The sequence below is a fragment of the Aquipseudomonas alcaligenes NBRC 14159 genome (assembly GCF_000467105.1).
In the GTDB taxonomy this organism is placed as follows: Bacteria; Pseudomonadota; Gammaproteobacteria; order Pseudomonadales; family Pseudomonadaceae; genus Aquipseudomonas; species Aquipseudomonas alcaligenes.
Genome location: NZ_BATI01000044.1, coordinates 24,625 through 36,177 on the forward strand (window position 1 = coordinate 24,625; position 11,553 = coordinate 36,177).

At 66.0% G+C, this 11,553-nt stretch carries 11 protein-coding genes; 10 read left to right on the forward strand and 1 reads right to left on the reverse strand.

Translation table 11 applies throughout. The features are described from left to right. The first annotated feature begins 18 nt into the window (after positions 1 to 18). The 8 genes from PA6_RS22555 to PA6_RS19840 all read left to right on the forward strand — a co-directional run bounded on the left by PA6_RS22555 (position 19) and on the right by PA6_RS19840 (position 8,530). Positions 19 to 861 carry a DUF1353 domain-containing protein gene (locus PA6_RS22555; protein ID WP_052520200.1) on the forward strand — a complete coding sequence of 281 codons (843 nt, stop codon included), beginning with the start codon at positions 19 to 21 and terminating at the stop codon, positions 859 to 861. A 132-nt stretch (positions 862 to 993) separates the two neighbouring features. Continuing rightward, complete coding sequence (locus PA6_RS19810) at positions 994 to 1,953, forward strand: AAA family ATPase (RefSeq protein WP_021702745.1); 960 nt, start codon at positions 994 to 996, stop codon at positions 1,951 to 1,953. 88 nt (positions 1,954 to 2,041) lie between these two features. Beyond that, positions 2,042 to 2,983 carry a DUF58 domain-containing protein gene (locus tag PA6_RS19815; RefSeq protein ID WP_021702746.1) on the forward strand — a complete coding sequence of 314 codons (942 nt, stop codon included), beginning with the start codon at positions 2,042 to 2,044 and terminating at the stop codon, positions 2,981 to 2,983. Beyond that, entirely contained in the window at positions 2,980 to 3,477 is a 498-nt protein-coding gene (locus PA6_RS19820; RefSeq protein ID WP_021702747.1) for a DUF4381 domain-containing protein, read from the forward strand. Before PA6_RS19815 ends, PA6_RS19820 begins: the two co-directional genes overlap by 4 nt. Further along, positions 3,470 to 4,489, forward strand: a complete 1,020-nt coding sequence (locus PA6_RS19825; protein WP_021702748.1) for a vWA domain-containing protein — start codon at positions 3,470 to 3,472, stop codon at positions 4,487 to 4,489. Before PA6_RS19820 ends, PA6_RS19825 begins: the two co-directional genes overlap by 8 nt. Further along, positions 4,489 to 6,258: a VWA domain-containing protein gene (locus tag PA6_RS19830; RefSeq protein ID WP_021702749.1), complete on the forward strand. Its 1,770-nt coding sequence runs from the start codon at positions 4,489 to 4,491 to the stop codon at positions 6,256 to 6,258. Before PA6_RS19825 ends, PA6_RS19830 begins: the two co-directional genes overlap by 1 nt. Continuing rightward, positions 6,255 to 7,889, forward strand: a complete 1,635-nt coding sequence (locus tag PA6_RS19835) for a BatD family protein (RefSeq protein ID WP_021702750.1) — start codon at positions 6,255 to 6,257, stop codon at positions 7,887 to 7,889. Before PA6_RS19830 ends, PA6_RS19835 begins: the two co-directional genes overlap by 4 nt. 23 nt (positions 7,890 to 7,912) lie before the next feature. Beyond that, positions 7,913 to 8,530, forward strand: a complete 618-nt coding sequence (locus PA6_RS19840) for a hypothetical protein (RefSeq protein ID WP_021702751.1) — start codon at positions 7,913 to 7,915, stop codon at positions 8,528 to 8,530. 71 nt (positions 8,531 to 8,601) lie between these two features. Here PA6_RS19840 and PA6_RS22975 read toward each other — a convergent pair whose 3' ends face one another. Beyond that, entirely contained in the window at positions 8,602 to 9,516 is a 915-nt protein-coding gene (locus PA6_RS22975; RefSeq protein ID WP_021702752.1) for a LysR family transcriptional regulator, read from the reverse strand. Positions 9,517 to 9,660: 144 nt separating this feature from the next. On the opposite strand from PA6_RS22975, the gene PA6_RS19845 reads away from it, so the two are divergent. Then, positions 9,661 to 10,404, forward strand: a complete 744-nt coding sequence (locus PA6_RS19845) for an SDR family oxidoreductase (protein ID WP_021702753.1) — start codon at positions 9,661 to 9,663, stop codon at positions 10,402 to 10,404. Positions 10,405 to 10,499: 95 nt separating this feature from the next. Continuing rightward, on the forward strand, positions 10,500 to 11,483 hold the full coding sequence (locus tag PA6_RS19850; RefSeq protein ID WP_043217109.1) for a zinc-dependent alcohol dehydrogenase family protein: 984 nt from the start codon (positions 10,500 to 10,502) through the stop codon (positions 11,481 to 11,483). The last annotated feature ends 70 nt before the right edge of the window (positions 11,484 to 11,553 follow it).

An 11,553-nucleotide genomic window follows, 5' to 3' on the forward strand; every position in this document is an offset into this window, starting at 1 on the left:
CAATCGGGAAGGGAAGCCATGCAGTCTCCGCTCCACCGTCATCTGTTCCTGCACTACGGCAACCTGCTGATCAGCGCCATCGGCCTGGTGCTGCTGGCCCTGGCCGCCTGGCTGCAGCCGCAGTTGCTGCCTCCCTTGCTGTGGGCCGGTCTACCCATCTATCTGGGCGTACTGCTGCCACGCTGGGTCGGCCGCCGCGAGCGCCAGCGCCGCGCCGCCGCCGTGCGCGATGCGACCCTGGCCAAGTGGGGATTCAGCCAGCGCGACCACAGCGGACCCTGGCTCAACTACATCGACCGCCCCTTCGTGCGCCATTGCCCGGAGTTCGCCGGGCGCTACTTCTATGGCGAATGGCTGCTGCTGCACGACGGCTGGCTGGTGGTCAATCCGGGGCAGTCGAGCCTGAGCGCGGACGGCCACAGGGTGAGCTACGACTTCAGCTGCCCCGGCACCTATGCCTGGGACGGCTGCACGCCCAAGGTGCCGTTCTACTGGCTGGCGATCATCGGCATCCCGGACTGGTGGGAAAAGCGCCATCAGGTGCTGCAACTGTGCGATGGCGAGCTGTGCGAAGCCGAGGTGTTCTGGCCGCTGGCGCACCCGGCCAGCCTGGTGCACGACGCCCTGTACCAGTACCTGAACGCCGCCCCGGTGGCCAAGCACGAGGCCGACCTGCTGTTTCTGCGCATGTTGCGCGAGGCCGGCATGGTCACGCCGCTGGCATTCGCCTATTACCTGGCGGTGCGCCTGTTCGGTGCGCCGGACGTGCGCGGACCGGCGCCCGCCAGCAGCCGTCTGCAGCTCGCCAGCGAGCTACCGGCGCAGATGCTGAACTTCGCCGGGGAACGGCGGTCTGCTTGAGCCACCACGGAAGTGGAACTGGTCGGCAGAGCCCATCCCGAGGGCATGCAAGCGCACCCGCCAATGCAGTAGAGTTGGCAGCCCGACCACCCGAATCCGGCACCGGTCAGTCCCTTTCCAGGAAGATTCTCGATGGAACATCGTGAGGCGCTGCTCGCGCTGCGGCAATTTCTCGCTACCCAGATCCTCGGGCAGGAAAAGCTCATCGAGCGCCTGCTGATCGCCCTGCTCGCCGACGGCCACCTGCTGGTGGAAGGCGCCCCGGGCCTGGCCAAGACCAAGGCGATCAAGGAGCTGGCAGAAGGCATCGAGGCCGAGTTCCACCGCATCCAGTTCACCCCCGACCTGCTGCCCGCCGACATCACCGGCACCGAGATCTACCGTCCGGAAACCGGCAGCTTCGTGTTCCAGCAGGGGCCGATCTTCCACAACCTGGTGCTGGCCGACGAGATCAACCGCGCGCCCGCCAAGGTGCAATCGGCGCTGCTGGAAGCCATGGCCGAGCGCCAGGTCAGTATCGGTCGCTCGACCTACGACCTGTCGCCGCTGTTCCTGGTCATGGCCACGCAGAACCCCATCGAGCAGGAAGGCACCTATCCCCTGCCCGAAGCCCAGCTCGACCGCTTCCTGATGCACGTGAAGATCGGCTTCCCGGACGCCAGCGTGGAACGCAAGATCCTCGCCCAGGCCCGCGGCGATGCGCTGAACGGCGAAGCCAAGCCGGAGCAACGAGTCAGCCAGCAGGCGATCTTCGCCGCGCGCCAGGAAATCCTCGGCCTGTATATGGCCGACGCCGTGGAGGAATACCTGGTGCAGCTGGTGATGGCCACCCGCACCCCGGCCAAGCACGACGCCGAGCTGGCCGAGTGGATCGCCTACGGCGCCAGCCCGCGCGGCTCGATCGCCCTCGACCGCTGCGCGCGCGCCCATGCCTGGCTGGCCGGGCGCGACTTCGTCAGCCCCGAGGACATCCAGGCGGTACTGTTCGACGTGCTGCGCCACCGCATCATCCTGTCGTTCGAGGCGGAAGCCGCCGGCATCGACCAGGACCGCGTGGTGCAACGCATTCTCGACGTGGTGGCGGTGGCCTGAGTGCAACCGCAAGTCGTAGCCCGGATGCCATCCGGGATTGCCCGCACCCCGTTCCCGGATTGCATCCGGGCTACCGGCTGACCGCCCCATGCATATCCAGCCCACGCCCCCCGGCATCCGCGTCAGCCTCGCCGAGCTGATCGAGATGCGCCATCGCGTGCGCGAGGTGCAGCTGTTCTCCACACCCGCGCGGCGCAGCCCGCTGATCGGCCTGCACCATTCCAAGTTGCGCGGACGCGGTGTCGACTTCGACCAGGTGCGCGTGTACCAGGCCGGCGACGACGTGCGCACCATCGACTGGCGCGTCACCGCGCGTACCCAGGAGCCGCACACCAAGCTGTTCCACGAGGAGCGCGAGCGCCCGATCTTCATCATGGTCGAGCAGAGCCGCCGGCTGTTCTTCGGTTCGGCCCTGCAGTTCAAGTCGGTGCTCGCCGCCCAGGCCGCCAGCCTGTTCGGCTGGGCCGCGCTGGCCCACAACGACCGCATCGGCGGCCTGGTGTTCGGCGATGCCGAGCACCACGAGATCAAGCCGCGGCGCAGCAAACAGAGCCTGCTGCAGCTGCTCAACCGCCTGGCCCGCGCCAACCAGGCCCTGCACCCGGAGGCCGCCGGCGAGCGCGACAGCTTCGGCCTGGCCCTGCGTCGCGCACGCGAGGTGCTGCGCCCGGGCAGCCTGGTGATCATCGTCTGCGACGAGCGCACCCTGAACGACGCCGCCGAACAGCAGCTCGCCCTGCTGGCGCGGCACACCGACCTGATCCTGCTGCCGGTGTCCGATCCGCTCGACCACGAGCTGCCCGACGCCGGCCTGCTGCGCTTCTTCGAACGCGACGCCCAGCTGGAGCTGGACACCCGCGGCGCTGACCTACGCGTGGCCTACGGCGGCCTGGCCGAACAGCGCCGCGCGCGCTGGCAGCGCCTGGCGCAGAAACTCGGCGTACCGCTGCTGGCGCTGAGCACCGCGCAAGACCTGATCGAGCAGCTGCGCGATCACCTGAGCGGCCCGCAGGCGGGCAAGCGCGCATGAACCCTCTCGATCAGCTGCAACCGACCATCGCCCCGCCGCCGGTTTCCTGGTGGCCGCTGGCACCCGGCTGGTGGGCCCTGCTGGTACTGCTGCCGCTGCTGCTCTGGGGCCTGTGGTACCTGCGCCGCTACCTGCCGCAACGGCGGCAGGCCGTGCAAACCCAGGAGCAACCGCTCGACCCGCTGCGCCAGGCTGCCCTGGCCGAGCTGGCGCGCCTGGTGCGCCCCTACGACGGCCAGCATGCCGGCCCCTGGCTGCAGCAGCTCAACGCCCTGCTCAAACGCCTGGCACGTGCGCACTACCCCAACGACAACAGCCACGTGCTCAGTGGCCGCGCCTGGCTGGCGTTCCTCGACAGCCGCTGCCCGGCTGCCGGCCTGACCCGCTGGATGATCCTGGTCGAGGGCACCTACCGCAGTCACTGCAGCCTCGACGACAAGGCCATCAACGGCCTCAACCAGGCCGTCGACACCTGGATCCGCAAGCATGTTTGAGTTCGCCTGGCCCTGGATCTTCCTGCTCGCGCCGCTGCCCTGGCTGCTGCGCGCTCTGCTGCCGGCGGCCGACAGCGGCGAGGCGGCGCTCAAGGTCAGCTTCCTCAACGAGCTGGAGGGCCTCAGTGGCCAGCGTGCCCGCGCCAACCTGCCGGCCTGGCGCCAGCAGGCGCCCTTCGTGCTGCTGTGGATGTTCCTGGTGCTCGCCGCCGCCCGCCCGGAATGGGTCGGCGAGCCGCTGCCGCTGCCCACCAGCGGCCGCGACCTGCTGCTGGCGGTGGATGTCTCCGGCTCCATGGACCACGACGACATGCAGTGGGAAGGCGAGGACATCCAGCGCCTGGCGCTGGTGAAGAAGCTGTTCGGCGACTTCATCGAGGACCGCCGCGGCGACCGCATCGGCCTGATCCTGTTCGGCAGCCGCGCCTACCTGCAATCGCCGCTGACCTTCGACCGCCACACCGTGCGCACCTGGCTGGACGAGGCGCTGATCAACATCGCCGGCCCGCAGACCGCCATCGGCGATGCCATCGGCCTGGCGGTCAAGCGCCTGCGCCAGCGCCCGGCCGACAGCCGCGTGCTGGTGCTGATCACCGACGGCGCCAACAACGGTGGCGAGATCGAACCCAAGGTCGCCGCGCGCCTGGCCGCCGAGCAGAAGGTCAAGATCTACACCATCGGCATCGGCTCCGACCCGCAGCAGAGCGGCATCATGGGCATGCTTGGGCTGAACCCCGGGGTGGACCTTGACGAAGCCACCCTGATCGACATCGCCGAGCAGACCGGCGGCGTCTACTTCCGCGCCCGCACCAGCGAGGAGCTGCAACGCATCGAGGAGACCCTCGACCAGCTGGAACCGGCTGCCCAGCTGCCCACCCGTGCCCGCCCGGCCAAGGCCCTGTATCCCTGGCCGCTGGCCGCTGCCCTGCTGGTCAGCCTGTTACTGGTGGCGCGCGAACTGTGGCCGCAGCGCTGGCAGGCGCTGAACGCCCGCATCGGAGGGCGCAGCTGATGGAGATGCTCTGGCCGCAGTGGCTGCGCCCCTTCTGGCTACTCCTGCTGCCGCTGCTCGGCTGGCTGCTCTGGCAGCTGTGGCACCGCGAGCGGCGCAGCGGCCGCTGGCAGTTGCTGCTGCCGGCGGCGTTTCAGGCCGTCCTGCTCACCGCCGGCCGCGCGCGCAGCAACAAGCTGCCGTGGATCGCCCTCGGGCTGGCCTGGCTGCTCACCCTGCTGGCCCTGCTCGGGCCCAGCTGGCAGCGCCTGGAACAGGCCAGCCAGAAACGCGCCGACCCGCTGGTGGTGCTACTCGAACTGACCCCGGCGATGCTCGCCACCGATGCCGCGCCGAACCGCCTGGAACAGGCCAAGCGCAAGATCATCGACCTGCTGCAGGCACGCAGCGACGCACAAACGGCAATCATCGTCTACGCCGGCAGCGCCCACGTGCTGGTGCCGCTGTCCGACGACCTGGCCACCGCGCGCAACCTGCTGGAAGCGGTCAAACCCTCGATCATGCCCGAGCCGGGGCGCCGCGCCGACCTGGCCGTGCAGCGCGCCCTGGGCCTGCTGGAACAGGGTGCACAGGGCCGTGGCCGGCTGCTGCTGATTGGCAGCGAACTGAGCCTGGATGAGCGCGACGGCCTGCGTAGCGCCCTGGGTAACCGCGGCGAGCGCCTGGCCATCCTCGGTATCGGCAGCGCTCAGGGCGCACCGATTCGCGGCGAGGACGGCAGCTTCCTCAAGGATGCCCAGGGCGCCATCCTCGTGCCACGCCTGGACGCCGCCAGCCTGCGCCGCTTCGCCGGCGAGCTGGGCGGCCAGTACCGCAGCGCGCGCCTGGACGATAGCGACCTGCAGGGCCTCGACCTGCTCGCCGGCCCCGAGCAGTTGCGCGAGGGCGCCGAACCGACCCAGCTGGCCGCCTGGGCCGACCAGGGCCACTGGCTGCTGCTACCACTGCTGCTGCTTGCCGCCTGCGCCGGACGCCGCGGCTGGCTGTTCTGCCTGCCCCTGCTGCTGAGTCTGGCGCCGCAGCCGAGCTACGCCCTGGGCTGGAACGACCTCTGGCTGCGCCCGGACCAGCAGGGCGAGCGCCTGCTGCAGGCGGATAACCCCAAGGAGGCCGCCGAGCACTTCCGTGATCCGCAGTGGCAGGGCGAGGCGCTGTACCGCGCCGGCGACTACCCGGCCGCCGCGGAACGCTTCGCCCGCAGCGACAGCGCCATTGCCCACTACAACCGCGGCAACGCCCTGGCCAAGAGCAACGAGCTGGCCGCGGCGGTGGACGCCTACGAACAGGCGCTGGAGCGCGACCCCGAGCTGCAGCCGGCGTTGCACAACAAGGCCCTGGTCGAACAGCTGCTGCGCCAGCAGAAACAGCAGCAGCAACAGCAGTCCCAGCAGAACGACGACCCGCAGCAGGGCGAGGAGCAACCGCAGCCCTCCTCCGGCCAGCCCCAGCCCGGTCAACCGCAACAGGCCCAGGACTCGCAAGCCCCCGCGCAGCCACAGCCAGCGCAGGAACCGCCAGCCAACGCCCAGCCGCAGCAACAGGGCCAGGCCCGCGATGGCGCCGATCAGCCGCCCGCGCCGGACGGCCAGGCGCAACCCGGCGCCGGCGACCCGCAGGACGAACCCCAGAGCGCCAGCGCCGAGCCGCTGGACGGTGAGCAACGCGACGCGCTGGAACAATGGCTGCGGCAGATTCCGGACGACCCGGGCGAGCTGCTGCGGCGCAAATTCCTCTACGAACAACAGCAACGCCAGGAAAGATCACGATGAAACGCCTGCTTTGCGCCCTCCTCCTCTGCCTGTGCGGCACCCAGCTGTGGGCCGCCGGCTTCTCCGCCACCGTCGACCGCGCGCGCCTGAACGAGGGCGAGACCTTCGACCTGATCCTCGAGTCCGAGGACGTCACCCAGTTCGGCATGCCCGACCTCACGCCGCTGCGCGACCAGTTCGAAGTCGTCAGCACGCGCCAGGAGAACCGCCTCTCCACCTTCGCCGGCCAGGCTCGTTCCAGCACCCGCTGGATCGTCACCCTGCTGCCGCGGCAGAGCGGCTATGTGGTGGTGCCGCCACTCAAACTGGGCGACGCGCAGAGCCAGCCGATCACCCTGCAGGTGCTGAAGAACGACCCCAACAGCGGCGGCAAGCTGGCACCGATCTTCATCGACGCCAGCCTGGATCGCGAGAGCGTCTATGTGCAGGCCCAGGCGGTGCTGACCCTGCGCATCTACCACTCGGTGTCGCTGTATGACGACAGCAGCCTGACCCCGCTGAGCATCCCCGACGCCCGCGTCGAGCAACTGGGCGACCCACGCACCTTCGAGACCGACATCAACGGCGTGCGCCACGGCGTGATCGAGCTGCGCTACGCCATCTTCCCGCAGCAGAGCGGCGAGCTGAGCATTCCTGCGCAGGTGTTCAGCGCCACGCCGGTGGAGCGTTCCAACGGCTATGAATTCAACCCCTTCGGCCCGCGTCCCGGGCGACCGACGCGGGTCAAGTCGCCGGAAATCCCGCTCGAGGTGAAGCCGCGCCCGGCCAGCTGGCCGGCCGATGTGCCCTGGCTGCCGGCGCGCGCCCTGACCCTGAGCGAGGCCTGGAACCCGGAACCCAAGGCCGTCACGGTCGGCGACTCGCTGACCCGCAGCCTGATGCTGCGCGCCGAGGGCCTGTCCAGCGCCCAGCTGCCGCCCCTGCCGATCCAGGACAGCGCCGGCCTGCGGCGCTATCCGGACCAGCCGCAGCAGCGCAACGAGGTCAACGACAAGGGCCTGATCGGCAGCCGCGAGGAAAGCGAGGCCCTGGTGCCGAGCCAGAGTGGCCGCATCACCCTGCCGGAAGTGCAGGTGCTGTGGTGGAACACCGAACTGGACCGCCTGGAGAGCGCCAGCCTGCCAGCCCGCACCCTGAAAGTGGCGAGCAACCCGAGCCTGGAAGTGGAAGCCCCGGTGGGTGGCCAGGCAGTCGCCCGCGACGCGGCCCAGGTACTGCTCTGGCCCTGGCAACTGGCCTGCGCCCTGCTCGCCCTGACCACCGTGCTGGGCTTCGGCCTGTGGTGGCATGCGCGCCGCCAGCCGGCCATCCTGCCCACCGCACAGACCGGCCCCAGCCCACGCACGCTGCTCGACGACCTCAAGCGCGCCTGCCTGGCCAATGACCCGCAGGCCACCCGCCAGGCGCTGGACGCCTGGGCACGCCAGCAACCGGAAACCCTGGCCGACATGGCGGCGCGCTTCGCCACCCTGTCCGATGCGCTCGACGGCCTGAACGGTGCGCTCTACAGCGAAACCGGCAATCAGTGGCAGGGCGAAAGCCTGTGGAAGGCCATTCGCAGCCTGCCGCCACTGGAGGCGGCCGCCAGCCCGCAGGAGACCAGCCCGCTGCCGCCCCTGTACCCGCGCTGACAACCACGTCAAGGATGGAACCCATGACCCTCAGGGAAGAACTCGCTGCCTTCTACCGCCGCTGCGGCTTCAGCGACACCGCCGATCGCAAGGCCTGCACCGTGCCGGTCTACACCGGCTGCCTGCTGGTGCCGCTGCCGAACATCGAGACGCGCCACATCTACCTGAAGTACCACGACCTGCACCACATCGTGACCGGCTACAGCACCGGGCGCATCGGCGAGGGCGAGGTCAGCGCCTGGGAGCTGGGCACCGGCTCGATGCTCAACTCGCCCCTGCTCGGCACCATGAACCTGATCGCCCTCTCCACCGGCCTGGTGCTGCAGCCGAAACGCATGTGGCGCGCCTTCCGCCGCGGCTGCCGCAGCCGCAACCTGTACCCGCTGGCCATGCGCGAGCGGATCGACGCCGACCACTGGCCCGACCTGCCCGCCCTGCGCCAGGAACTGTTGGAAAGCCGCCGCGATCCGCTGCCGCTGGCCCTGCGCGCCATCGAGTTCGGCGCCTACGCGGCGCTGGCCATGCTGATCCACGCGCTGATCGCCATCCCCGCCATGATCACCCGCGTAGTCACCGATATCGGCCTGGGTTACAGCTTTATCCAGGCGGTAAAGCCGACCAGGCGTAGCGATCTGTACTGAGCTCGAGAAGACTTTATTCCCAGAGGACCAGCTAACGGCCAAAAGCGGACGATTGCTGGCAGGTATTCAAGCTATGTCCCCAGGCCCTGGGGAAATAGCTTGGGGTTTGAGAAAGCCTGCTTAAGGTGGTCGTACACCAATCGCACCCGCTTCGATACAGGACCCTGCTGCGGGCGGTATATGAACAGATCCCATGGCGCTGGAGCGAGATCAGCCAAAACAGCAACCAGCTTTCCTGACCGCAGATGAGGCTCAGCCAGATAGGCAGGAATTTGGCCAAAACACATGCCTGCCAGGGTGGCTTCCAATTCCGTATCGGGATCATCACAGATAAGAGCTGGCTGCCTGGGCGTGAACGTTTGCCCGTCGGCAAATAGCCAAGGCCAAGGGCGGCCATTTTTCCGGTCGATCAGGACTGAAAGTGGCAGCTTAGCTAAGGCATCCAAAGATTTAGGTGGTGTCTTTTGGCCTATGAGAGACGGGCACGCGACAACGTAAAACGGCACGGGAGCTAAGGCACGTGCAACGTAGCGCCGGTCGCGAATAACCCCCACCCTGATACCAATATCGATATGCGCCTCGACAGCATCAGTCATCTGATCTTCCAAGCGGAGATCGAATTGCAGGTCAGGATGTGCAGCGGCCAGGGGCTGAAGAAACGGTATTAGGAAGCGCCTGCCAATAGCATGTGGAGCCGTAATCCCCACCCTACCTGACAGCTCAGGCTCCGTCCTGTGCGACCGGAATAGCGTATCGAAATGATCCAGAGCTGACCTGGCATCTTTGGCGTAATCCTGACCGAAAGCAGTGATGCTCACCTGGCGGGTATTGCGGTGGAACAGCGATTCGCCAAGCTCAGTTTCCAGGGCTTGAATGGCTCGAGTCACCCCTTGTGGGGAGATGCCTAATCGAGTTGCCGCTTCGCGGAAGCTACCTGCCTCTGCTGCTGTGCAAAAAATCCTAACCATCTCCATGCGGTTAAGCATGTTGCCCCTCCCATTTATTCCATTTTCAGGAATAGCATAATCCAATCATTTCCATTTATTGAGATCAATCATGGGTCTAAAGTTTGCGCACTGCCAGGTTAACCAGCCATGGCGAAGTACAAACCCGCCGATGAGGTTCTCAGCATGAGCAATAACATTTCTGGAAAAGTTGTCGTTATCACCGGTGCCAGCAGCGGCCTAGGGGAGGCTACTGCACGCCACCTTGCTGCGCTTGGCGCTCGCGTAGTGCTGGCTGCACGTCGCAAAGATAAACTCGACGCATTGGTGGCTGAGCTGACCAATGCAGGTGGTCAGGCAATCGCGTATCAGACCGATGTTACCTCTCAGGAAGAGGTCAAAACGCTCATTCAAGGTGCCGTGGACACCTACGGTCGCATTGATGTACTGGTCAACAATGCCGGACTGATGGCGATTGCACCGCTCAGCGATGCTCGCACTGACGAGTGGGATCGCATGGTCGATATCAACATCAAGGGGCTGCTGTACGGAGTCGCGGCTGCATTGCCAGTCTTCCAGAAACAAAACAGTGGTCACTTCATCAACATCGCATCGGTTGCAGGCCTGAAGGTGTTCAGCCCAGGTGGCACCGTGTACAGCGGCACCAAGTTTGCTGTGCGGGCTATCTCCGAAGGACTGCGTCACGAAGTCGGTGGCAGTATCCGCACCACGACTATCGAACCGGGTGCCGTGGACTCCGAACTGAAATTCGGCAGTTCCCACCAGCAGAGCCGCGACTTCGTGGTGGACTTCTACAAGCAAGCAATTCCCGCCGAATCCGTCGCACGGGCTATCGCCTTTGCGATTGAACAGCCTGCTGACGTGGATATTAACGAGATCGTTCTGCGCCCAACCGTGCAGGAATTCTAATGAGTTGAGGGCCTGTCGCTTCGGCGTCAGGCCCCGCTTATCTGGAGTGAAAAGCTGTGAGCAACATAACTGAATCGCTGTCGAGTGGTGGGCTGATGAAGGCCTTGCGCCTAGATAGCTATGACGAGAGCACCCTGCTTGAGGTCGAAGTCGCAGAGCCTTCGCCGCAACAAGGGCAGGTACTGGTAAGGATTAAAGCCAGCGGCGTTAACCCAATCGACTACAAAATTCGCCTGGGGCAGGCCCCTTACGCGATGCCTGAGTTACCAGCGATCATTGGCACTGATTTGGCGGGCGTCGTTGAGGCTGTGGGCGAAGGCGTTACTCAGTTCCAAGTTGGGGATGAGGTGTATGGTCTGACTGGCGGTGTGCGTGGATTGCAGGGATCTTTGGCCCAGTACGCGGCAGTCGATGCAAATTTGTTAGCGATCAAGCCTAGAAATCTCAGCATGCGCGAAGCGGCAGCCCTGCCACTGGTGACGCTGACTGCATGGGAAGGCCTAGTAGATAAAGCAGCTGTGAAAGCGGGTGACCGCGTGTTGGTTCATGGTGGCGCTGGCGGAGTCGGACATGTCGCCGTGCAGCTCGCCAAAGCGTTTGGTGCTGATGTTTATGCAACCGTGTCCCCCGCGAAGCACTCAATCATAGAATCCTACGGGGCAACGCCTATCGACTATCAAAGCGTTGGCGTCAATGAGTATGTGGCCCAGCACACTAACGGGGATGGCTTTGACATTATCTATGACACCGTTGGTGGCGAGTCCTTGGATATGTCGTTCCATGCCATTCGCCCATATGGACACATTGTCAGCTGCGCTGCATTTTCCTCCCATAACCTGGCTCCAGGCTCCCTGCGCTGCATGACCCTGTCCGGGGTATTTGTCCTATTGCCAATGCTGTCCGGCAAAGAGCGCGCTCACCATGGCGAAATCTTGCGCAAGGCGGCCCAATTGGCAGAAGCGGGTCAGCTGAAGCCGCTGGTAGATGAGTTTCGTTTCTCCCTTGACCAGGCTCAGACTGCCCACGAAATGCTTGAACAAGGAGAAATACGAGGTAAGGCCGTCATTGATATCGACTAGGAGCCTTTGTGGCAGTAATGCACATCGTGCCATGCAGCCGCAGTTATTGACGACACGGATGACCGCTATT